At 70.0% G+C, this 23,781-nt stretch carries 16 protein-coding genes; 3 read left to right on the forward strand and 13 right to left on the reverse strand.

Annotated elements, in window-relative coordinates:
* Positions 1-122 precede the first annotated feature (122 nt).
* Both glmS and coaA read right to left on the reverse strand, forming a co-directional pair.
* Positions 123-1,973 (reverse strand): glutamine--fructose-6-phosphate transaminase (isomerizing), encoded by a 1,851-nt coding sequence (glmS, locus tag ACI3KY_RS02280; protein ID WP_404928589.1) that lies wholly within the window; start codon positions 1,971-1,973, stop codon positions 123-125.
* Between the two features lie 458 nt (positions 1,974-2,431).
* Positions 2,432-3,400 (reverse strand): type I pantothenate kinase, encoded by a 969-nt coding sequence (coaA, locus tag ACI3KY_RS02285; RefSeq protein ID WP_404928590.1) that lies wholly within the window; start codon positions 3,398-3,400, stop codon positions 2,432-2,434.
* 96 nt (positions 3,401-3,496) lie between these two features.
* Here coaA and ACI3KY_RS02290 point away from each other — a divergent pair, with 96 nt between their 5' ends.
* A complete protein-coding gene (locus tag ACI3KY_RS02290; protein WP_404928591.1) occupies positions 3,497-4,441 on the forward strand; it encodes a Ppx/GppA phosphatase family protein in 945 nt (314 codons plus the stop codon).
* A 21-nt stretch (positions 4,442-4,462) separates the two neighbouring features.
* Here ACI3KY_RS02290 and ACI3KY_RS02295 read toward each other — a convergent pair whose 3' ends face one another.
* From ACI3KY_RS02295 to ACI3KY_RS02330, 8 genes are all read right to left on the reverse strand, one after another.
* Entirely contained in the window at positions 4,463-5,224 is a 762-nt protein-coding gene (locus ACI3KY_RS02295; RefSeq protein ID WP_404928592.1) for a hypothetical protein, read from the reverse strand.
* Between the two features lie 203 nt (positions 5,225-5,427).
* Entirely contained in the window at positions 5,428-7,458 is a 2,031-nt protein-coding gene (locus tag ACI3KY_RS02300; RefSeq protein WP_404928593.1) for a glycoside hydrolase family 32 protein, read from the reverse strand.
* A gap of 77 nt (positions 7,459-7,535) precedes the next feature.
* The gene (locus tag ACI3KY_RS02305) at positions 7,536-8,504 is read right to left on the reverse strand and encodes a glycosyl hydrolase family 32 (protein WP_404928594.1); all 969 of its coding nucleotides are present in this window, start codon (positions 8,502-8,504) and stop codon (positions 7,536-7,538) included.
* Between the two features lie 104 nt (positions 8,505-8,608).
* Entirely contained in the window at positions 8,609-9,553 is a 945-nt protein-coding gene (locus ACI3KY_RS02310) for a PfkB family carbohydrate kinase (RefSeq protein WP_404928595.1), read from the reverse strand.
* Positions 9,550-10,503, reverse strand: a complete 954-nt coding sequence (locus ACI3KY_RS02315) for a carbohydrate ABC transporter permease (RefSeq protein ID WP_404928596.1) — start codon at positions 10,501-10,503, stop codon at positions 9,550-9,552. Before ACI3KY_RS02315 ends, ACI3KY_RS02310 begins: the two co-directional genes overlap by 4 nt.
* Positions 10,504-10,505: 2 nt before the next feature.
* Complete coding sequence (locus ACI3KY_RS02320) at positions 10,506-11,447, reverse strand: carbohydrate ABC transporter permease (RefSeq protein ID WP_404928597.1); 942 nt, start codon at positions 11,445-11,447, stop codon at positions 10,506-10,508.
* Between the two features lie 57 nt (positions 11,448-11,504).
* Positions 11,505-12,794 (reverse strand): extracellular solute-binding protein, encoded by a 1,290-nt coding sequence (locus tag ACI3KY_RS02325; RefSeq protein ID WP_404928598.1) that lies wholly within the window; start codon positions 12,792-12,794, stop codon positions 11,505-11,507.
* Positions 12,795-12,835: 41 nt separating this feature from the next.
* On the reverse strand, positions 12,836-13,921 hold the full coding sequence (locus ACI3KY_RS02330) for a LacI family DNA-binding transcriptional regulator (RefSeq protein ID WP_404928599.1): 1,086 nt from the start codon (positions 13,919-13,921) through the stop codon (positions 12,836-12,838).
* A gap of 197 nt (positions 13,922-14,118) precedes the next feature.
* Between ACI3KY_RS02330 and ACI3KY_RS02335 the strand changes: the two genes are divergently transcribed.
* Both ACI3KY_RS02335 and ACI3KY_RS02340 read left to right on the forward strand, forming a co-directional pair.
* Entirely contained in the window at positions 14,119-15,735 is a 1,617-nt protein-coding gene (locus tag ACI3KY_RS02335) for a glycoside hydrolase family 68 protein (RefSeq protein WP_404928600.1), read from the forward strand.
* Between the two features lie 98 nt (positions 15,736-15,833).
* Positions 15,834-17,489, forward strand: coding sequence for a glycoside hydrolase family 32 protein (locus ACI3KY_RS02340; RefSeq protein WP_404928601.1), 1,656 nt, complete (start codon positions 15,834-15,836; stop codon positions 17,487-17,489).
* A gap of 5 nt (positions 17,490-17,494) precedes the next feature.
* Here the strand turns inward: ACI3KY_RS02340 and ACI3KY_RS02345 are convergent, their stop codons facing one another.
* The 3 genes from ACI3KY_RS02345 to ACI3KY_RS02355 all read right to left on the reverse strand — a co-directional run bounded on the left by ACI3KY_RS02345 (position 17,495) and on the right by ACI3KY_RS02355 (position 23,777).
* On the reverse strand, positions 17,495-18,544 hold the full coding sequence (locus ACI3KY_RS02345; RefSeq protein WP_404928602.1) for a LacI family DNA-binding transcriptional regulator: 1,050 nt from the start codon (positions 18,542-18,544) through the stop codon (positions 17,495-17,497).
* Positions 18,545-18,618: 74 nt separating this feature from the next.
* The gene (locus ACI3KY_RS02350) at positions 18,619-22,116 is read right to left on the reverse strand and encodes an alginate lyase family protein (protein WP_404928603.1); all 3,498 of its coding nucleotides are present in this window, start codon (positions 22,114-22,116) and stop codon (positions 18,619-18,621) included.
* 71 nt (positions 22,117-22,187) lie between these two features.
* Entirely contained in the window at positions 22,188-23,777 is a 1,590-nt protein-coding gene (locus ACI3KY_RS02355) for a glycoside hydrolase family 43 protein (RefSeq protein ID WP_404928604.1), read from the reverse strand.
* Between the last annotated feature and the right edge of the window lie 4 nt (positions 23,778-23,781).

The raw sequence follows: 23,781 nt of genomic DNA on the forward strand, positions 1-23,781 counted from the left end.
CGTACATATAGGCCAAGTCACGGCGCACCGCGGGCGCAGCGCAGCGCGGCGCGAACGCGGGCGCACCGCGGCGCACTGCGGGCGCGGCGCGGCCGCACCGCGGTCGCTCGACGGAGAGGCGCCTACTCGACAGTGACGGACTTGGCGAGGTTGCGCGGCTGGTCGACGTCGAGGCCCTTGGCGGTCGCCAGGCCCATCGCGAAGATGTGCAGCGGCACGACGGCGAGGAGCGGCTCGAAGAAGGGGCCCGCGAGCGGGATGCGCAGCACCTCGTCGGCCTTGGGCAGGACCGCGGCGTCGCCCTCTTCGGCGATCGCGATGACGCGGGCGCCGCGGGCGCGGATCTCCTCGATGCTCGAGATCACCTTCTTGTGCATCTCAGCCGACTTGCGGGGCGAGGGCACGATCACGAACACGGGCTGACCGGGCTCGATGAGGGCGATGGGTCCGTGCTTCAGCTCGCCGGCGGCGAAGCCCTCGGCGTGGATGTACGCGAGCTCCTTGAGCTTGAGCGCGCCTTCGAGGGCGATCGGATAGCCGACGTGGCGGCCGAGGAACAGCACCGAGCGGGTGTCGGCCATCCAGTGCGCGAACTGTTCGATGCGGGGCTGCTCCCGCTCGAGGATCTGGGAGATCTTGCCGGGGATGGCCTCGAGCTCGCGCACGTGGTCGGCGGCATCCGTCGCGGTGATCGACCCGCGGACGCGGCCGATGTGCAGACCCATCAGGTACAGCGCGGTGATCTGCGCCACGAACGCCTTGGTCGAGGCGACCGCGACCTCGGGGCCTGCGTGCGTGTAGACGATCGCATCGGACTCGCGCGGGATGGTGGCGCCCTGCGTGTTGCAGATCGACAGCGTCTTCGCGCCGCGCTCGCGGGCGTACTTCACGGCCATGAGCGTGTCCATGGTCTCGCCCGACTGGCTGATCGACACCACGAGGGTGTCGGGCCCGATCACCGGGTCGCGGTAGCGGAACTCGTGCGCGAGCTCGACATCGACCGGGATGCGGGTCCACTGCTCGATCGCGTACTTGCCGACCTGGCCGGCGTAGGCGGCGGTGCCGCAGGCGATCACGATGATGCGCGAGATGCCGGCGAACAGGTCGTCGAGGCCGTCCAGCTCCGGAATGACGACCTGGCCGTCGCGGACGCGGCCGCGCAGCGTGTTGGCCACGGCATCCGGCTCTTCCGAGACCTCCTTGGCCATGAACGACGACCAGCCGCCCTTCTCGGCGGCCGCGGCATCCCACGTCACCTCGAACGGTTCGACCTCCACCGCGTTGCCCGCGAAGTCGGTGACCTCGACGCCCGCGGGCGTGATCGCGACGATCTGGTCCTGGCCGATGGCGAGGGCGTTGCGGGTGTGCTCGACGAAGGCGGCGACGTCCGAGCCGAGGAAGTTCTCACCCTCGCCCAGCCCGATGACGAGGGGCGAGTTGCGGCGCGCGCCGACGACGAGCCCGGGCTGGTCCTGGTGCATCGCGAGCAGTGTGAAGGCGCCCTCGAGGCGCGCGACGACGGCGCGGAAGGCTTCGACGAGATCCCCGGTGCGGTCGTACTCGCGGCCGAGCAGCACGGCCGCGACCTCGGTGTCGGTCTCGCTGCGGAAGGTGAAACCGTCGGCGAGGAGCTCTTCCTTGAGCTCGGAGAAATTCTCGATGATGCCGTTGTGGATGACCGCGAGCTTGTCGTCGTCGGCGAGGTGCGGATGCGCGTTGCCGTCGGTGGGGCCGCCGTGGGTCGCCCACCGGGTGTGGCCGATGCCGGTGGTGCCGTCGGCGAGCGGTCGGGCGGCGAGATCGTCGCGCAGCACCTGCAGCTTGCCGGCACGCTTGCGCATGCCCAGACCTCCGTCGCCGTCGATCACGGCGATGCCGGCGGAGTCGTAGCCGCGGTATTCGAGCCGCGAGAGCCCCGAGATCAGCACGGCCTGGCTCTGCCGCGGTCCCACGTATCCGACGATTCCACACATGCCGTCCATGGTAGGCGGCGGGTTTTGCGCGGCTCCCTTACGAATACCGGATGCCGGGAGCCCGGCCGTTCGGAGAGCCGAGGTCGCAACGACACGCTTCGTCTCGCTGGCGCTCGCTCAGCGACCGGGAGCCCAGGTACCCGGGAGACACGCTTCGTCTCGCTGGCGCTCGCTCAGCGACCGGGACCCAGCTACCCGCGGAGACACGTTTCGCGATGGGAACCGGGGCTGCGGTGCCGTCAGCTGGGTCGGCCCCGGTCGCTGAGCGAGGGAGGAACGACCGAGACGAAGCGCCACTTCGGACCCGGTCGCTGAGCGAGGGAGGAACGACCGAGACGAAGCGCCACTTCGGACCCGGTCGCTGAGCGAGGCAGGAACGACCGAGACGAAGCGCCACTTCGGACCCGGTCGCTGAGCGAGGGAGGAACGACCGAGACGAAGCGCCACCCGAGCGGGCGCTACAGCTTGCGCAGCAGGACCGTCTCCACCTTGTGGTCGGCGGCCTTCTGCAGCACGAGGTTGGCTCGGTGGCGCGTCGGCAGCACGTTCTCCTCGAGGTTGGGGAGGTTGATCGTGTTCCAGTAGCCGAGCGCCCGCTCCACGGCCTCTTCGTCCGAGAGCTGCGCGAAGACGTTGAAAAACGAGTTCGGGTTGCTGAACGCGGCCCGGCGCAGGGCGAGGAAGCGGTCCACGTACCACTGGGCGATGTGCGCGGCATCCGCGTCGACGAAGATCGAGAAGTCGAAGAGGTCGCTGACCGCCACGTCGTTGGGGGTGGGCGGCGGCTGCAGCACGTTGAGGCCCTCGACGATGACGATGTCGGGGCGGCGCACCGTCACGACGGCGTCGGGCACGATGTCGTAGCGCATGTGCGAGTAGAAGGGCGCGCGCACCTCGGGTGCGCCGCTCTTCACCTCGGTGAGGAACGACACCAGCGCCCGGCGGTCGTACGACTCGGGAAAGCCCTTGCGATCCATGAGGCCGCGCCGCTCGAGCTCGGCGTTCGGGTAAAGGAAACCGTCGGTCGTGACCAGCTCGACGCGCGGCGTCCCGGGCCAGCGCGAGGTGAGTTCGCGGAGCAGGCGCGCGATGGTCGACTTGCCGACCGCGACCGACCCCGCCACTCCGACGATGAACGGCGTCGTCGAGTCCGCCTCGCCGAGGAACCCGGACTCCTCGGCACCGAGCCGCTTCGTGGACTCGGCGTACAGCGACAGCAGCCGCGACAGCGGCACGTACACCTGCGCGACCTCGGCCATGTCGAGCCGATCGCCGAGACCGCGGATCTGGACGATCTCGGTCTCGCTCAGGGGCTGCGTCAGCCCGGCGGCCAGACGCGCCCAGTCGGCGCGATCGATCTCGCGGTACAGCGAGAGGACTGGGGTGATCGCACCTGTCTCGTAGGTGGTCGCTTCGTCGGCGGACATCGCGCCCATCGTAGCCGCTACGGCGGAGATGACGGATGCCGCGGCCGCCGGCATCCGTCGCCCCGCCGTTCCTCGCCCTGCCGCTACTCTGAACGCGTGCGCCTCGGAGTCCTCGATATCGGCTCGAACACCGTCCATCTGCTCGTCGCCGACGTCAGCCCCGGTGGCCGGCCGCTCGCGACGACGAGCCAGCGCACCGTGCTGCGCCTGATGCGCTATCTCGCGCCCGACGGCTCGATCACGGAAGAAGGAGTGGCCGCGCTCGTCGCAGCGGTCACCGAGGCGCGCGCGGTCGCGGCGGCCGAGCACGTCGACGAGCTGCTCGCGACGGCGACCTCGGCCGTCCGCGAAGCGACGAACGGCCACGAGGTCATCGCGCTGATCGAGGCGGCGCTCGGCGAGCCGCTCCAGGTGCTGGGCGGCGAGACGGAGGCGCGGTACACGTTCCTCGCGGTGCGCCGCTGGTTCGGCTGGGCGGCCGGGCAGATCCTGCTGTTCGACATCGGCGGGGGCTCGCTCGAGATCGCGGCCGGGCCCGACGAGCTGCCCGAGGCCGCGGCATCCGTCCCCCTCGGTGCCGGCCGCATGACGATCCAGTTCCTCCCCGACGACCCGCCCGGCGAGGCGGCGGTCGAGAAGCTCCGTGAGCATGCGCGCGCGACGCTCGCACCCGTGGCCGCGTCGTTCGGCACCCTCGCCCGACCGGATCACGTCGTCGGCTCTTCGAAGGCGATCCGCTCGCTCGCGAAGCTGGTCGGCTATCCGGTGCCGGGCTGGTCGGGGATCGAACGGATGCTGCTGCCCCGCGCTTCGCTCAGCTCGTGGATTCCGCGCCTCGCGCGCATCCCCGCGTCGGCGCGACAGGAACTGCCCGGCATCACGCCCGACCGGACGTTCCAGATCGTCGCCGGCGCCGTCGTGCTGCACGAGGCGATGCGTGCGCTCGACGTGGACGAGCTCGAGGTCTCGCCGTGGGCGCTGCGCGAGGGCGTGCTGCTGCGCTATATCGAGTCGCTCAGCTGGAGCGCCCCGGCCGCCTGATCCACGCCCGCGACCGCCGGTCTATGCCGCGATGCGCTCGGTGAAAGCCGTGTGGATGCCGGAGATCGCGATCCCGGCCAGGTGCCATTCCCGCGCGCCTTCCACGCCCAGGGCGACCGTGCGAGGACCGTCGATGAGTTCGGGGTTGATCCGCCGGTGGTCGCCCATGCCGTCGATCGTGGCCATGACGGCGACCGCGAGATCGCGCTCGCTCACCCCGGCCCTCATGCGCAGCCCGAAGGCGGCGTTGAGTACACGGTAGAGCTCGGCCATCCGGTCCAGGTACCGGCCGACGATCTCGGACAGCAGAGCGCGGATCTCCTCGCCGCCCGGCACGGCGTCCCCGCTCGAGAGCGCCGCAGACATCGTGCGGTACACGCGCCAGGCGACGGTGTCCTCGACGGCGGCCATGTTGTGCGCGACTGCCGCACGCAGGACCTCGCGAAGGGCCGCCTCCTGCTGCTCGGGCGAGCCACCGGCGGCGGCGCTGCCGGTCAGGGCCTGCTCGATGAAGCCGAGCGTCTCGTCGTCGAAGCCGGTCTCGAACCCGGGATCGGCCTCGAACAGGGCACGCACCAGATCGGCGACGAACGCGGCGCGGTCGGGCCAGATGCGGAAGACCGTGGAGCGCGGCACGCCCGCGGCGCGGATCAGGTCTTCCAGTTCGATGTTCGCGTAGTCGAGCTGCAGCCCTTCGGCCTTGACCCGCTCGACGGCGACCTCGAGCATGAGGGCACGCGTCTGACCGGCGGGTCGGCGCGATCGAGGTCCTGGGTCCGGCATCCTCCGATTATCCCGCGGGATTCCGGCGATTGCCTCCGGGCGCCGAACCGGGGGCGAGATCCGGTGCCGGGTCCCCAGAACCCGGCACCGACCTGGTCCTCCGCACGACGGCATGGGGCCGTCGGCCGATCGCCGTGCTCGCCCCCCAGGTTCGAGCACCCTCGTCACTCTAGAGACTGGGAGTCTCAGGTCTCAACTCCGAGTCAGTCGCTGAGCACGATCTGGTCGACCATCAGATGCCCCCATTCGCCCGTCGCATCGTCGAGCAACTGGATCTGCGCCGTCCGGCCGGCGAACTCTCTCACATCCCACTCGACCGGGCGGAGCCCTGCCGAATCCTCACCTGTCGCGCTGCGAACAGGCTGACCGTCGACGAGCAGCTGCACGGACGTGGCCGGCTCCATGCCCAGCGGATGGTCGCCGCCGCCGACCAGAAGGTGAAGGAAGTTCCGGTCGATCGTGAAGGCCGGTGATGTGATCGTGCCGGTCGCCGAGTCTCCCCCACCCGCGAAGGTGTCGGCGGTCTGGGCTCCGACCTGACCGACCAGGCTCGCGGAGCTGGGACCGGCGGCGGCGAAGTTCCCCGTCGCCGTCCATCCCTCTCCCCACGAGGTGTCCTCGAAGTCGCCGATGATCTTCGCGGGCCGCTGCACGACACTGCCGAACTCCGTGATCGTCAGGTCGCGGAACGTCGCCGGACCACCCGTCGAGTACAGCGCGATGCCGTCGTCGCCCGGGGGCGCGAACACCTGACTCGAATGCACATAGCGGCCGTCGTCGAGGAACACCTCGATCGTGGTCCGGTCGACGAGTATCCGCAGGTGCACGCGGCCGTCGTCAGCCGAGAAGGGCGTGCGGCTCTCGGACTTCCAGGTGCCGGCCGGGTACCCGGTCTGGCCGCGGTTGAGGTACGCGTATGTCTCCGTCACACCGACGTCGGCGTGACGCGTCCCCTCGGCGGATCGTCGCAGCTGCAACCCGATGTTGGATGCGGTCTGCCAGGTCACGTCCGCCTCCACCTGGTAAGCGTCCCCCTCATATGCGAGGGGGACGAACCCGTCCACGTCGACGTCGCCGAGCTCGGTGCGCGTCGTGACGATGCCCGACAGCGCGGCGACCGGCTGGGAGACGAGGCTGAAGGTCGACCCGTAGCGCTTGAGCCGGATCTCGCGCGTGATGGAGTCGGTCCCGTTGAACCCGTCGGACTCCCACGTCGGCGTCGAGTGCGCGTAGTCCCAGTTGTTCATCCAGCCGACGGCGTACCGCCGATCGAGCGGCGCCGCCGGATCCTCCCACGTCACTGCGCCGTACCAGTCGAATCCGTGATCCAGCCACTGCGGGGCATCCTGGTCGAACGCGAAAGACGTGCCGTCGAACGAGCCGGTCCAGTACGCGAAGGTCGCCGGCTCGTTCGTCGCGTACCCGTTCGCGCTGACGCCGAACACCCAGGTGAGGGAGCCGTCGTCGGCCCGGATCCGGAACAGGTCCGGGCACTCGATGGTGCCGATGCCCGGGTTCACATACTCCCAGACGCGTGACCAGGTCTTCAGATCCGGCGAGGTGTAGAAGCTCACGCGATCGCGCTCGGCGATCAGCGCGACCCAGCGACCACGCTCGGCGTCCCAGACGACCTTCGGATCGCGGAAGTCCGCCCGCCCCCCGTTGGGGATGACGGGCGCCTCGCCGTACGGCCGGAAGTTCCGGCCGCCGTCCGTCGAATACCAGAGGAACTGCGCCTGCGGTCCGGACGCGTTCGCCTGCTGCGCAAGGGTCGGATGATCCATCTGCGTGACGAGCATCACCACCGCGCCCGCTCCGAAGCCGGCGGTGTTCGCGTGATCGACGACGGCCGACCCCGACCAGAGGTCGTAGTCGGCGTTGGTCTTCTTGGGCGCGGCAACGCCTTGATCGGCGAAGACGACGCCGTCGTACGAGGTCGCCAGCCGCCACTCCGTCCCGAAGTTCGCGGTCGGATCGGCGTCGTAGTCTCCGTTGTAGAGGTAGTAGTAGTGGAACTTGCCGTCGACGAAGACCGGCCGCTGCGGGTCGTTCTTCCAGTGGTCCGGAACCGTGAAATGGTACTGCGCACGGTACCCGTCGTCGGGGTCGGCGGCTCGGGCGGCACTCCCCTGTGCGCCGCCCATCAGCGACCCGGCCACACTGACACCCATCACGGCGAGTGCACCGGCGGCCAGCCGCACCCGCCTGCGTCCTGCATCTGACACCATCGTCATCCCTTCTCCGTGCGGGCTTCGTACCCGCAGCCGCGGGCTGGGCCGGCACCCGCCCGCGGGGTGCCGGCCCGACCGTGTCAGGCGCTCGCCACCGCCTCGGTGGCGCGCTGAACGAGCCGCCCTCCTCGCCACTCCACGAGCATCGGATCGGTGACGCCTCCGACGAACGCCCCGTCGTCACCCGCGTTGCGGAAGGCGAAGAGGAGCCACTGACCGTCCGAGCGACGACGCAGCAGACGGCCGACGTAGAGCCGCTCGTCCGTCAACGGGTACGCGGCGTCCACGTCGAACGGGCCGAGCAGACTCTCCGCCGGCACCGCCCAGGTGCCTCCTCCGCCGTCTCGCCGCGCCTCGGTGGCGTGTTCGGCGAGGCACGAGAAGATCAGCACCGGCCGCCCGTCGACGACCTCGGCCTGCAGAACCTCCAGCTGTCCGAACCCGAGCTCGCTCGGCACGGTCAGCGGCGCGCGCAGCTCCCACGTGCGCAGGTCGGGCGACCAGGCGTGGCCCACGACGCCGCGGCCGGCGACGGGCCCCTCGGGCGCGCGGGCGGTGAGCAGCATGTGCCACCCGTCACCGTCCGGATCTGCGAACACCCAGGGGTCACGGAAGGCCTCATCGTGCCAGGCGCCGCTCGCGAGCTTCTCGTACCAGGGCTCGCGTGCTTCGAGCACCGGTCCGTCCGCCTTGGTCCAGACGAGGAGGTCGGGCGAGGTGGCATACCCGATCCGCTGCACATTGCGGCCGTCGGCGGAGAGCGAGGCGCCCGTGTAGAACATGAACCACGTCCCGTCCGGATGCCGCACCACCGACCCCGTCCAGGTCGCGAGCTCGTCGAAGGCCGGCGCATCGCTGTGCACGAGCGCGTCGGCGACCTGCGTCCACTCGACGAGGTCGGTCGAGACCGCGTGGCCGATCGCTGCGCGGTGGTGGCGGGCATCCGGATCATGGAGCGCGCGCGAGGCGTAGAGGAAGAACAGGTGGTAGCGGTCGCCGTCGTCGGCGAACCAGAAGTCCCATACCCAGGAGCCGGGGAGGTCGAACAAGGGAGAAGCCTTTCGAGTGGGGCGCGACACGGCGCGCCGGTGAGGTGGTCGGCTGGACAGCCGAAAAGTAGCGATGCCGCCGCAGCAAGGGGCTGCGGTCCGCGTCATGCGATCCGCGCGAGCAGTTCCTCCCGCCGCGGCGGGTCGGCGCCCGGGCGCGACACGGTGATCGCGGCAGCTTCGGCAGCGCGGCGCAGGAGCGCCTCGAGTTCATCGGGACGGATGCCGCCACCCCGCGTCCGCGCGCCGAGGCCCGCCGCGCGAGCGAGAATGCCGTCGATGAGCGCGCCCATGAAGGTGTCGCCGGCACCGACCGTGTCGACGACATCGGTCGACACGGCGGGGACCGCGACCTCGGCGCCAGCAGTCACCGCGACCGCCCCGTCCGCACCGCGCGTCACCACGACCAGCGTCGGACCGCCGGCCACCCACTGCCGCGCGATCTCGATCGCGTCCCGAGAGGGGTCCACCCACCGGAGGTCCTCGTCGCTCGCCTTGACGACATCGGCGAGTCGGACGAGCTCATCCACGCGCGCGCGGACCGCCTCCGGGTCGGCGACGAGCGACGGGCGGATGTTGGGGTCGTACGTGATGATCCCGCGCCCGCGCACCGCGCGCACGAGTGCGGCGACCTGGCCGGCCCCGGGCTCGAGGAACGCGCCGACCGAGCCGAGGTGCACGAGGTCGGCAGAGGCGAACACGTCGCCCGCGAGGCGCTCGATGTCGTCGCCGAGGTCCCACTCGAGGTCGAACGTGTACGTCGCGGCTCCCCCCGCATCCAGCAGCGCGGTGGCGGTCGACGTCCGCGACGCGGCGACCGCGTCGACCGTGACTGCGGAGTGCTCGAGCCAGCGGCGCACGCGACGCCCTCTGTCGTCGTCGGCGAGCCGCGTGACGAGGATCGGCGCGCGGTCGAGGCGCCCGAGTGCCAGTGCGACGTTCGCGGGACTGCCGCCGGGCGCCTCATCGACCGCCCCGCCGGCGCGGTGCACGATGTCCACGAGCGACTCGCCGACCACGACGACGTGCGGCGCGGCATCCGTGCTCATCCCTTCACCCCGCTCGCTGCGATGCTGCTCACGAACGCCCGCTGGAAGATCAGGAACACGATCAGCACCGGAATCGTGATGAGCGACGTGTACGCCATCACCTCGCCCCACGCGGTGTTCAGCTGGAAGAAGTACTGCATGCCGACCATGACGGGTCGCAGCTCCTCCTTCTGCACCACCATGAGCGGCCACAGGTACTGGTTCCACGCCGGCAGGAAGGTGAGGATCGCGACCGTCGCGAACGCCGGCCCGGACAGCGGCACGAGGATGCGGCGGTAGATCGTGAACCAGCTGGCTCCGTCGATCCGCGCCGCTTCGTCGAGCGACTTCGGGATCGTCGAGAAGTACTGCGTGAACAGGAAGATCGAGAACGCGTTCGCGATGAACGGCACGATCTGCACCTCGTAGGTGTTCAGCCAGCCGAAGTCGTACTTGAGCACGCCGCCCTCGATCACAAGCGTCGGCAGCTGTGCGACCCAGTAGACCATCGGCACCGCGATCGTCTCGAACGGCACGATCAGCGTGGCGATCACGAGCGCGAGGACGACGATGCGCCCCTTCCACTGCAGTCGCGACAGCGCGAAGCCCGCCATCGAGTTCACGATGAGACCCAGTCCGACGGTGAGGACGGTGACGAACACGGAGTTGAAGAGGAACTGCGCGACCGGCACCCGATCGAAGACGCCGAAGTAGTTGTCGAGGCTGATGTCGCCGACCGGCAGGAACGCCATCGGCGAGTCGATGTCCTGCAGGATCTGGCTGTCGGGCTTGAGGCTCGACACGAACATGAAGACCAGGGGGAACAGGAAGATGATCCCGAAGATCGACATCGCGACGTAGAGGAAGATCTTCCCGCGGAGTCGGTGCTTCTTCTCGCTGCGGGCGGGCGGTACGGGCGGCGACGAGCGCCGCGACGCAGGCGCCGTGGTGAGCGTTCTGGTGGCGGACACGTTCAGTCCTTCTCTCGTGTGAGCCGGCGCTGGATGAGCGCGATGGCGAGCACCGCGACGAAGAAGATCAGCGAGATCGCCGCGGCATAGCCGATCTCCTGCTGCTCGTAGCCCTTGCGCACGGCGTGGAAGACGATCGTCGACGTCGAGTTGACGGGGCCGCCCTGGGTCATGACGTCCACCTGGACGAACAGCCCGAGCGCGGCGATCGTGATGGTCACGAGGACGAAGACCATCGTGGGTCGCAGGCCCGGCCAGGTGACGTTGGTGAACTGGCGCCACGGGCTGGCGCCGTCCATCTTCGCGGCCTCGTAGAGCTCCTCGGGGATCGTCTGCAGTCCCGACAGCCAGATGATCATGTGGAAGCCGACGGCCTGCCAGATGGACAGCACGATGATGGCGCCCAGGGCGGTGTTCGGGTCGTTGAGCCAGTCGACGCCCGACCACGCCCCGAAGGTCAGGGCATCGATCATCGAGTTGATCAGGCCGTCCTTCTGGTACATGAACTTCCACAGGATCGACACCACGACGATGGAGGTGACGACCGGGATGAAGAAGATCACGCGGAAGGCGGTGACCCCGCGCATGCGCCGGTTCACGAGCACCGCCAGCAGCAGGCCGAGACCCGCCTGCACCGGCACGACCACCAGCGCGAACACCGCGGTGTTGCCGACGGACTGCACGAACACCGGGTCGGCGGTGAACGCGCGGATGAAGTTGTCGAAGCCCACGAACCGCGGCGGGTTCGGCGAGATCAGCCGTGCGTTGGTGAACGACAGCGTGAAGGCGAGGATCACGGGGATGATGAGGAACAGGACGAGGAGGATGCCGGCGGGGGCGATCATGCCCAGTCCGGCCCAGGTCTCGCGTCCCTTGATGGAGCGGAAGCGACGGTAGGCGCGCCGAGGTTCTTCGGCGGCGACCGTCGGAGGAGTGACAGTCATGGCGGGTCTCTCTGAGGATGCGCCGGCGAGGGCTTCACGCCCTCGCCGGCGCGGGGATCACTGGAAGCCGTACCCGTCGTTCGACGCGATGTTCGCGTCGATCTCCGACACGGCGCGATCGAGCGTCTCCTGCACGTCCGCGCCGTTCATGATGTCCTTCGCGGCGGTCTCGAACGTCGTCGAGATCACGGCGTAGGCGGGCGTCTCGGGGCGCAGCACCGCGTACTCCTTCGAGAACTCGACGAACGGACGCAGCACACCGTCGTCGCCGAAGTACTCCGACGCCTGCGCGGCGGCATCCGTCGCCGGGATCACGACCTGCTTGTCGGCGAACTCGGTGATGTACTTGTCCTGGAAGCTGAATTCGAGGTACTCGCGAGCGCCGTCGGCGTCGTTGCACTCGGACGAGATCGCCCACTGCCACGAGCCGCCGCCGATCTTGGGACCGGTGCCGAGGTCCGGCGGGGGCAGGATCAGCAGGTCGTCGCCGACCGCGTCCAGAGCCGTGACGGCGTTCCAGACACCGGTGTAGCTCAGCGCCACCTCGTCGTCGACGAACTCCTGGTTGCCGAGGGTGCCGCTGTTGCCGGCGTACCCGTCGGCGAAGAGACCGGCGAACCACTCGCCCCAGGCGGTGGCCTCGGGGCCGTTGAGGACGCCGTCGGCCGAGAGCATCGTCGAACGGTCGATGAGGTCACCACCGAAGCTCTGCAGGAACGGCGAGTAGGCGTAGGGCCACCACTCGCCGGTGTCTTCGGCGCCGATGTCGATCGGCGTCTCGTAGCCGGCCGCCTTCAGCGTGGCCAGCGCATCGTCGAATTCATCCTTCGTCCACGGCTCGTCGACCGTCGGGATGCGGATGCCGTTGCCTTCGAGCACCGAGGCGCGGGCGAAGATGGCCAGCGCCGCATCCCAGTACCCGGCGGAGTAGATCTCGCCGTCCCACTTGCCCACCGCGGTGGGCAACAGCGAGTCGGTGAGCTCGGTGGGCAGCTCCAGCGGCTGCAGGTAGCCGGCCCACGCCCAGTTGGGCATGATCGGCCCGTCGAGGTCGAGAAGGCAGGGAAGATCTCCGGATGCCGCGGCAGCGACGATCGCGTCGTTGTAGGCGCCCTGCGGGAACGACTCGTGAACGACCTCGTACTCGTCCTGCGAGTCGTTGAAGTCGGAGATGATCTGCTCATAGACCTCGAGCTCGGCGGGATTGCCCGCCGAGTGGGTCCACATCGTCAGCTCCGTGCGGCCGTCGGCAGTCGTGGCGTCTCCTTGGCCGGCCTGCCCGCAGCCGGTCAGGGCGACGGCCATGACCAGACCTGCGGACACGAGGATCGGGGTCCTTGTGCGCATTGTTGTGGTTTCCTTTTCTTGGTGACTCACGCCCGCGTGGGTCACCGATCGGTGGCCGCCTCCGGCGGCCTCTCGGTGTGTGAAGCCCGTCGCCGGTTCGGTTTGGCGACTTGCGCCGGCGGCGGGCCTACGGAGTCTCGTCGGATGACGGGACACTCCATGAGGTGCGTGGCGTCCTCATCCCCCTCTGCGCGGACGCCGAGCGCGACCTCCATCGCCCAGCGCCCCATGGCGTAATGGGGCAGGGCGATGGTGGTGAGGGGGGGATCCTGTTCCGCGGCGATCAGCTGCTGGTCGTCGTAGCCGACGACCGAGAGATCACGCGGGATGTCGAGGCCGCGGCGGTGCGCGGCGATGTACACGCCGGCCGCCATGCGGTCGTTGAAGCAGAAGACGGCGGTGGGACGTCGCTCGTCCGGCAGGTCGAGCAGGATGTCAGCCGCGGCCCGACCGCCCAGTGCTGACGTCTCGCCCCGGACGTGGAGGGCGGGATCGACCGGGATGCCGGTCTCGGCGAGCACCTCGAGGTAGCCCTCATGACGCAGAGCCGAGGCGATCGGCGTCTCCTCGGTGTCGATGTAGGCGATGCGGCGGTGCCCGGCCGCGACGAGTTCACGAACCGCGGCCGCGCCTCCGGCGCGGTCGTCGGGCACGACGCTGCGGTAGCCGCCCGCCGCGGGCCGACAGTCGAGGAACACGGCCTGTGCGGGAAGTCCCTGCGGCACATCGACCACCCGGTGCCACATGCATGCGTAGATCAGGGCGTCGACCTGCTGCGCAGTGAGCGCATGGATCGCATCGCGCTCGATGGTCTCGTCGCCGCCGGTGTCCAGCAGGTAGACGAGGTACCCGTTCTCGCGGGCGGCATCCTGCGCGCCGGCGAGCATGCGGCCGGCGAAGGGCGTGGTCGCGATCTGGTCGGAGATCAGCCCCACCGTGCGCGTCTGCTGAGTCCGCAGTCCCCTGGCGACAGAGCTGGGGGCGTAGCCCACCGTGCGGGCAGCCTCGCGCACGCGCTGCCGGGTCTCGTCCGAGATGCGGGACTCCACATCGTTCATCACGAGCGAGACGGTGGTCACCGAGACGCCGGCGGCCGCCGCCACGTCTGAGATCCGGACCCTCGCCATGATGAAACACTCCGTTGTGATAAATCGATTTATCGGACGGGTCGATTATGAACCGACGGGTGACGCCGCGTCAAGCGGCGTGTCTTCGAAGGCGTTGTCCCCCGAACGGCCGACATGCGCGATCTGCCGCTCCGTGTCACTATGGATATGCAATGCAAATCGATTTGCATTGCTTCATCTCGAAGGAGCCTCCAGAAATGAACACTCCCCCGAAGCGCGTCAGGCGCCTCCTGACCGGCGCCGTCACCGCGGCCGCTGTCGCAGCGTCGGCACTGGTCGGCCTGCCCGCCGCTGCCGCGGTCGGCCCGGTCACCGCTGCCGCTGTGCCCGACCTCCAGGACGGCCCCGAACCCACCGTCCACACCCAGCAGGCGTACGCCCCCGAGGACGACTTCACCGCCAAGTGGACCCGGGCCGACGCGCGCCAGCTCAAGCGCCTATCGGACCCGACCGCCGGCTCGAAGCAGAACTCGATGCCCGCCGAGCTCACGATGCCTGCGGTCCCGCAGGACTTCCCCGACATGAGCAACGACGAGGTCTGGGTCTGGGACTCGTGGCCCCTGACCGATGAGGACGCCAACCAGTACAGCGTCAACGGCCAGGAGATCATCTTCTCGCTCGTGGCCGACCGCGACCTCGTCTTCGACGAGCGGCACGTGTTCGCGAAGATCGGCTACTTCTACCGCCCGGCCGGCGTCCCCGCCGACGAGCGGCCCGAGAACGGCGGCTGGACCTACGGCGGCCTCGTCTTCGACGAGGGCGTGACCGGCCAGATCTTCCCCGACCAGTCGTACAGCCACCAGACCCAGTGGTCGGGTTCGGCGCGCATCTCGAAGGGCGGCGAGATCAAGCTGTTCTTCACGGATGTCGCGTTCTACCGCAACGAGGACGGCAGCAACCGCAAGCCGTACGACCCGCGCATCGCGCTGAGTGTCGGCAAGGTGCACGCCAACAAGAACGGCGTCACCTTCACGGGCTTCGACAAGGTGACCGACCTGCTCCAGGCCGACGGCACCTACTACCAGACCGGTGCGCAGAACGAGTTCTTCAACTTCCGCGACCCGTTCACCTTCGAGGACCCGGCTCACCCCGGTGAGACCTTCATGGTCTTCGAGGGCAACTCCGCCATGCCGCGCGAGAGCGCGACCTGCGACGCCGAGGACCTCGGCTACCGCGAGGGCGACCCCTTCGCTGAGACGGTCGAGCAGGTGAACGCCTCGGGCGCGACGTACCAGATCGGCAACGTGGGCCTCGCGAAGGCGAAGAACAAGGAGCTCACCGAGTGGGAGTTCCTCCCGCCCATCCTGTCGGCGAACTGCGTCACCGATCAGACCGAGCGTCCGCAGATCTACATGAAGGACGGCAAGTACTACCTCTTCACCATCAGCCACCGCGGCACGTTCGCGAACGGCATCGACGGTCCTGAGGGCGTCTACGGCTTCGTCGGCGACGGCATCCGCAGCGACTACCAGCCGATGAACGCCGGCTCCGGCCTCGCGCTCGGCAACCCGACGAACCTGAACTTCGCGGGCGGCCAGCCGTTCGCCCCGGACTTCAACCAGCCGATCGGGCACTTCCAGGCCTACTCGCACTACGTGATGCCCGGTGGCCTGGTGCAGTCCTTCATCGACACGGTCGGCACGGAGGGGGACTTCCGCCGCGGCGGCACTCTCGCCCCGACCGTCAAGATCGACATCGACGGTGCCTCCTCGGCGGTCGACTACTCGTACGGGAACGGCGGGCTCGGCGGCTACGCCGACATCCCGGCGAACATCAACGTCAATCCCGGCGGCAACGAGAAGCCGCTCCGCTGACCGCGACGGCGAAATGACGGATGCCTCGGCACGGCCCCGTGCCGAGGCATCCGTCCCGCGCATTCCCCGACACACGATCTGCAACGGAAGGATCCGTCATGCCCCGAGACGACATCCCCCTCACGCCCCGCCGTCGACGCTCCCTCGTGATCAGCATCGCGGCGGCGCTCGCGGTGCTGGCCGTGGCGGTGGTCGCGGTGCTCGCCGCCGGCCTTCCGCGGGACGAGGACGCGCAGACGGCTCCCTCGCCGCCCGCACCGTCGCCCGGTGCGTCCGAACGACCGGCGGACTGGTCGCCGCATCGGCCGGGGATCCACATCACGCCCGGCGAGAACTGGATGAACGACCCCCAGAAGCCGTTCCTCCTCGACGGCGTGTGGCACTACTACTACCTCTACAACGCCGACTATCCCGACGGGAACGGCACAGCCTGGTACCACGCGACCTCGACCGACCTGGTGCACTGGCACGACGAAGGCGTGGCGATCGAGAAGTACGCCAACGGCCTGGGCGACATCTGGACCGGCACCGCCGTCGTCGATGAGAAGGGCACCGCGGGCTTCGGCGCCGGCGCGGTGATCGCCCTGGTCACACAGCAGGTCGACGGCGTGCAGCGGCAGTCGCTGTTCTTCTCGCGCGACGGCGGGTACCGCTTCGAGTCCTACGACGGCAATCCCGTGATGGACAATCCGGGCGTCGCGGACTGGCGGGACCCGCGGGTGATCTGGGACGAGTCGGCGGGGCACTGGTTGATGGCGCTGGCCGAGCATGACCGGATCGGCTTCTACACGTCGCCGAACCTGCGCGAGTGGACCTACACGTCCGACTTCGTCACCGCCGGGCTGGGCGTGCTCGAGTGCCCCGACCTCTTCCCGATGTCGGTCGAGGGGGATCCCGACGACGTGCGGTGGGTGCTCGTCGCGGGTGCCAACGGTGCGGCGGAGGACATGACGACCGGGACGGCCTACTGGGTCGGCACATGGGACGGCGAGCGCTTCGTCGCCGATGGCGCCGGCCACCAGTGGCTCGATCACGGACCCGACTACTACGCGGCCGTCACGTGGGACGACCCGCGACTCGGCGAGGAGGAGCGCCTCACGACGCGCTACGGCATCGGATGGATGAACAACTGGGCGTATGCGGGTCGGTTCCCGACCGAGGAGTGGCAGGGCGGCTCCGACTCGATCGTCCGCACGATCACGCTCGGCTCCGGGGGGGGGCGAGCCACGCTGCGCTCCCGCCCCGCGCCCGAGCTCGACGCCCTCGAGGGGGAGCCGCAGCCTATCGACGACGTGCGGCTGGCTGCCGAGAAGACCGTGGCGGTGGATGTGCCGGCTTCCGGCGCGTACCGGCTGCAGCTGAAGGCCTCGAGCGAGGTGGGCGAGCTGCGCGTCAAGGTCGAGACCGGTGACGGCAGCTTCGCAACGGTCGGGTACGACTTCGATCGCCGCGTCGCGTTCGTGACGCGGGACGCCGACGCGGTAGCCGGCAACATGCCCGACGCGTACCGGCAGGTGCGCACGGCACCCGTGGCGCCGACGGACGGGCGGATCGAACTCGACATCATCGTGGACGCCGCCTCCATCGAGGTGTTCGCCGGCGACGGGGACGCCGCGCTCACCATGGCGACGTTCGGGACCGCGGGCGGGCGCGGCCTGCGGATCGAGGGTGCGCGGGGCGAGGTCGTCGTGTCGGACGCGACTCTCACCCCGCTGCGGGTCGCGCCCGTCACGCGGACGCCTCGACGCGAGTAGCCGGGTCAGCGGGCGGCCGGCGCAGCGACCGACTCACGCTCGACGAGCCACCCGCGGACCAGGTGGATGCCGGCGCCCAGGGGTGGCGCCGTGCCGTCGATCCGGTCGAGCAGGCGGGTCATCCCCCACCGGCCCATCCCGTCGTGCGGCAGGGCGATCGTGGTCAGTCCGGGGTCGAGCGCGTCGGCCACCGGATGCAGATCGTCGATGCCCACGACGGAGAGTCCGGCCGGAACGGCGATGCCTCGCCGCGCCGCCGCCTGCATCACTCCCATCGCGATCTGGTCGTTGAAGCAGATGACGGCCGTCGGCGGCACAGGCTGATCGAGCAGCCGGCCGCCCGCCTCCCGTCCGCCCGCGGCATCCGAGGTGCAGAGCTCGAGTCGGCCCTCACCCAAGGCAATGCCCGCGTCCCCCAGAGCTGAGCGCACGCCGATCAGGCGTCCTCGGGCCGCGCGGGACTCGTCGGTCGTGCCGACGTACGCGATCTCGCGATGCCCCACGCTCATGAGCCGCTCACACGCGAGGGTGGCGATCTGCGCCTCGTCGGGCACCACCGCGTCGACCTCCCACCCGGGCTCCGGCGCGGCGTCGACGAGAACGACGGGGATGTCGTCGGGGACCGGCGGACGATCGACGCGCTGATGGTACATGCGCGCGATCAGCAGCCCGTCGACCCGCTGCGCGAGAAAGCGCGCGACGAGGTCTCGTTCCACCTCCGGGTCGCCGCCGCTCTCGGCCACCATGAGGAGCACGTCCCGCTCGAGGCCCGCACGCCGGGCTCCTTCGATGATGCGCCCGGCGAAGGGTGTGGCGGCCAGGTCGTCGCCGATCAGCCCGACCACGCCGGTACGCCGCCGGCGCAGACCGCTCGCGACCCGGTCGGGGACGTAGCCCAGCTCGCGTGCCACCGCCAGGATCCGTTCGCGGGTCTCGGCATTGACGGCCCGCGCGCCGCTCAGCGCGTGCGAGACGGTCGTCGGTGAAACGCCGGCCGCTGCGGCGACATCGCTGACCCGCGCGCGTCCGCTCCCGGGAGTCGCAGCTGTGGGCATGCATTCAGCCTATGGGTGCCGCTCGCCCGCGCAGCCGAGCGGAGAGTCACGCCCGATGGATGCCGCCGCCGATGTCAGCCGGAGAACGGCACCGCGCTGCCGAACAGGTGCAGCTCGGCGACGCCGAGGATCTGTCCGTTCGCGATGCGGATGTACCGGTAGGCGGTGTCACCCGCCACCGCCCAGCGCTGCCAGTCCAGCGTCTTGGCGGGCGCTGCGGGCGTCAGCCGCATCCAGGAGACCAGGTCGTTGGATCCCTCCAGCCGCATGTCGGCGATCCGCGACGTGCCGTAGCCGTCCTGCCGGACGAGCAGCTCGGCGCCGGTGAGCGTCACGCGGGTGCCGGCGCCGAAGTCCCAGATGTTGCCGTACGTGCCCGCGTTGAGGCGCGTGTCGGAGTGGGTCGTGGCGTCGCCGTCGAACATCCTCGCCGCGTACTGCGTCCACGCGGCGTCGACGACGCCGTCCGGACGCCGCACGGTGGCCGCGCGGAACGCGTCGTCGACCAGACCGGCGTCGGTCGACAGGAACAGCTTCGACGCGTCGGTCGTCGCCGCCACCGGGTCGGCCGGCCTGCCGTCGGGGGTTGTGAACGTGATCTGGAACGTCACGCCGCCGCCCGCCGCCGCACCGGCCGGAAGGGCCGCGGTGGCCAGCCATTCGCCGGGAGCGGGCGCGGTGACCTCGGCCGGCTCACCGAGCACGGTCACCGCGACATCCGTGTTGCCCGCGGGACCGGTCATCGCGATCTGCACGCGGTCGCCGGCGACCACCCGGCCGGCCACGCCGTCGGGCGAGGTCATCGTGACCGTGTCCATGGTGCCCGTCGCCTCGCTGCGCGCGCCGTCGATGCGGATGTCGGCGATGCTCCAGATGCCCGGGAATGCGGGATCCGAGGGAACCCCCGGCTCGTCGACCTGGAACTTCACGAACCGGAACCGCTGGTCGCGGACACCCTCCCGCACATCGATCCATTCGACGGCGGCATCCTGCCCGGCGTTGGGGTGTTCGGTCAGCAGCGTCCAGGTCGCACCGTCATCGGAGCCGTAGACGTTCGTCCCCTCGGCCCGGTTCGGGAAGGTGTCCCGAGCCTGGAAGCCGAACGCCTCCGCGGTGAGGCGGAACCCGGCGCCGAAGTCGAACACGACGGCGGGCACCCGCTGGTCGCCCCACGACGTCTGGTTGTCGCCGTCGGCCAGCGCCCGCAGCTGCGACGAGGTGAGCGCGGGCGCGTTCACGATGCCGGTGTAGTCGAGCGAGCCGTCCGGCAGCTGCGGGTTGAGCTGCTGCAGCCCCGCGATCGCGTCGCCGAGCCGATCGAGCAGATCGGCGAACTCGGCCGGACTCGCGGTCTTGCGCGCCCGCTGCGCCTGGTCCTGCAGCGACGCCACCTGCTGCCAGCTCGCCGTCGTGTACAGCTCGGCACCGCCGTCGATGCGATCGGCCCGCTTGCCGATCGCCGACGCGCGGTTCGGGGCGACGGTGATCGTGAGGGGAAGCGCCGTCACGGTGGTCCCATCGGATGCGGCGACGATCATGTCGGTCGTGCCCTTCTGCGACGGCGTCCAGCTGACGGTCTCCCCGGTCAGTTCTGCGCCCGCGGGCGCGTTCTGCAGCTCCAGCTGAACCCCGCCGCCGGTGTCGGTCGTCGGGAGGGCCCGCGTCCACGGCTCGCCGGCGACGGCCATGACGTCGACGGCGGGCGCATCGGCGAACACGGGCGGCGTCAGCACACCGTTCGCCTGAGCGAGGACGCCGGCGACGTCGACCGTGGCATCCGACCCGGTGGCCTTCAGGAAGACGATGTTGTCGCCGACGGCGGCCGGCGCCTTGTCGGCGTTCACGTCGAGCCAGACGAAGCGCCACTGGCCGCCGGTGTCGGGCACGACGATCTCCGAGAACTGCTGCTCGTCGGCCGTGCGCGCGACCTGGAGCCGGGCGACTCCCTCGCTGCGGACCTTGATGCCGACGAGGGCCGTCTTGCTCCGGTCGGACCACACCGCACGTCGTACGGCGAGCTGTGCGTCGTCGGCCGCCGCGTCGAGCCGGATGAAGCCGGTGCCGTCATCGTCTGTCTCACGCTGCGCTCCCCCGCCCAAGGGCGTGCCGAAGCTCGCCGTCGAGAGCTCGGGGCCGTCGGCGAGCGGCGCGGCCGCGCCGGGCACGTCGGCCAGCTCTTCGGGGAACGCCACCCAGTACTCGGCAGCGGTGTAGTCCGACCCGCGGTCGTTCCAGAAGTTCTGCACGCCCGTGCCGTAGTAGTACAGCGGCCCGTCCCGGTGCGCGTAGAGCTCGGCGACGTGGGGCGCCTCGGCCTCGACGTCGACTCCGGCGACGTAGCGGTACTGCAGATACGCCTCGCTCATCGGATCCTGCAGCCGGCCGCGGTACGCCTGCGAGATGGCACCGCCTTCGTTGGCCGGGATGTACGGCACCTCTTCGCCCATCATGAAGGCGTCGAAGGTGTCGGCACCGGCGAGGATGCGGTTGTCGAGGAACCGGTAGGGCGACACCGCGTCGGGCGCGGTGGAGACGGTGCCGGCGACCGGGTCGAGCGTCGTGCCCTGATTGTCGACGAGGCGCGCGAGGGCGACGAAGATGTCGACGTCGCCCTGGCCGTGAGCCTGGTCGCGCAGCATCTCCATGTGCTGCACGAAGGGGGCGCCGGTGGTGTTGCCGGGGGCGTCGGCCGGGATCTCGCGGAACAGCGAGGCGAGCGCGCCGTTGACGTTCCCGCCGTACAGGTCGTGCTCGCTCTGGTAGCCGGCGTTGACGGTGAACCACTCCACGCGCTCGGCGTAGAGGTCTGCGTCGTCGAGGAAGATGGCGGCGGCGACCATGCCGATGACGCCGTACAGATGCTGGTTCCACAGGCGGTTCTGCGAGTACAGGAACGTGTCGAGCACCGGACGCACGAGGTTGTCCTCGATGCGCTGCTGGTCCTCGTCGGTCCAGCGCAGGTCGTAGCCGTCGAGCGTCGTGTTCGCCGGTTGGGTGCCGCGCACGACCTCGGCCGCGATGAGCATGTAGTACAGCGGCACGCCGGTGTGGATGTGCGCGTCGGCGAAGTAGGCGTACTTCGCGGGGTCGAGGCTGCTCCAGGTGCGCAGGATGTGCAGGGCGTTCGCGCGGTACTGCTCGTCTCCCGTCACGACGTATTCGAGCGCCTGCGCCATCGCACCGAGGCTGTCGCGCAGCGCGCTGGAGCGCATGCCGGCATCCGCATACGCGTCGTTCTTCGGGATGTCGGTGCCGGGCTTCGCGTTCTCCGCCCAGAAGGTGCGAGCCGCGTACTTGGTCTGCGTCATGGCTTCGTAATAGCTGGCCCAGGGGTCCACGCCGTCGAGCACCTGCGTGCGCATGTTCTCGAGGTGGTCCGCGGTGAAGCCGATGCCGGGGTGGGCGAAGCCGGCATCACTGACCGTGCGGACGATCGCGGGGACGGATGCCGCGGCCGCCGGCTCTTCGGCGGCTGCGGGCTGCAGCGCGGTGAGCCCGCCGGCGATGGCCAGCGCCACCGCGGTGACGGCTCCGATCATGCGACGCGTCTGGCGTCTGTGGTCGATCTTCATCGATCTCTCCTTGTTGGATAACGTTTGCCAGTTAACGATGGCGTCGACGAGGGCCGACGTCAAGGGGCAATTCAGTCCCTGTCGGGCTCGAACCGCACGTCGACACGATCGACGTCGGCGGTCCAGCCGCGCCCGTCGAGGTCGTCGGCGCGTACGCCGAAGAACAGACCGGTGAACCGCAGTCGCGGCCCGTGGTCATCCGACAGCGTCCACGCGGGATACACGCCGGGAAGCGGCATCCACTCCCCCTCGCCGGGGTCGGCCCAGGCGACTCCCAGGTCCGGACCGTCGAGCTCCAGCCGCAGCCGCAGCGGGCCCGGGGGCACGGCGACCGGCGACGACCTCGTCGTGACCCCGCCCTCGCGGCGCACCACGCGCAGGTGCCGGCCGTTGTCGTCGTCGTGGGTGAGCTGGAGCCAGATCCAGCCCGACCGGTCGTACCAGGCGATCGGCCCCGCGGCCTCGCGCGGGCTGCGCGGCGCCGCGTCGAGCAGCACCTCGAACGAGGTGCGGTGCTCCTCGACGCGCGTCAGGATCATGGACTGGTCGAAGACGGATGCCGCGGAGTGCCCGCCTCGCAGCCGCAGCCATCCCAGCCGCGCGTGAAGATCCGCGACCTCGGCCGGCAGCGCCGCGCGGAGCGTCGACCACCGCCGGGTGTCGAGCGCGCCGGCGTCGAAGTCGTCGGTCCAGCCGCGGGGGCCGGGTGCGGCATCCGTCCCCTCCCCCTCGCCGGGAACCGCGACCTCGACGCTCGCGTGGTGGCCGCCGTCGGCGAGCCGCAGCCAGCCCTCGTCGTCGAACACGACCCGTTGCAGACACGTCTCGCGCCCCAGGGTGCTGTACCGCTCGCCCAGGTGCAGCGTGGGCCGGCTCGCCAGGTGCACCAGCCACCACTGCCCGTCGGGCGCCTGGACGAGCTCGCCGTGGCCCGCCTTCTGGAGCGGGTGCCCCGGTGCATCGCGCGTCGTCAGCACTGCAGCCTGGGGGTCACGCTCGTACGGCCCCAGCAGGCTGCGGGAGCGGGCCAGGGTGATCCCGTGGTTCCATCCGGTGCCTCCGGCGGCGATGAGAAGGTAGTACCAGCCACCGAGGCGGTAGAGGTTCGGGCCTTCGACGAGGCCCTCCTCGCGGTACATGCGAACGGCGTCGCCGCTGGCGCGGCGCTCGCCGGGCAGGTACTGCTCCACCACGAGCCCGGAGAAGGACGGATGCTCGGGGCGCTGGTCCCACTGCACGCCGACGATCCAGTGCGTGCCGTCGGGGTCGTGGAAGAACGAGAAGTCGAACCCCCGCGAGCCCAGATGCACCGGCTCGCTCCACGGCCCGGTGATGACGTCGGCGGTGATGAGGTAGTTGTCGATGTCCTTGTCGTCGCCGTCCATCGTGCGCACGATCGAGTAGGCGAGCCAGAACTTGCCGTTCGCGTGCGTCAGACTCGGCGCCCACACGCCGCCGGAGTCCGGGATGCCGCGCAGATCGAAGCCGTCGTCCAGGGCGTGACCGATCGTCGTCCAATTCACGAGGTCGCGAGAGTGGTGCAGTCGCACCGCTGGGTGGAACTCGAACGTGCTGGTGGCGATGTAGTAGTCGTCGCCGACGCGCAGGATCGACGGGTCGGGGTTGAACCCGCGGAGGATCGGGTTGTGGATCACGGGCACGGTT

The organism is Microbacterium sp. ZW T2_14, from assembly GCF_044987405.1.
GTDB lineage: Bacteria > Actinomycetota > Actinomycetes > Actinomycetales > Microbacteriaceae > Microbacterium.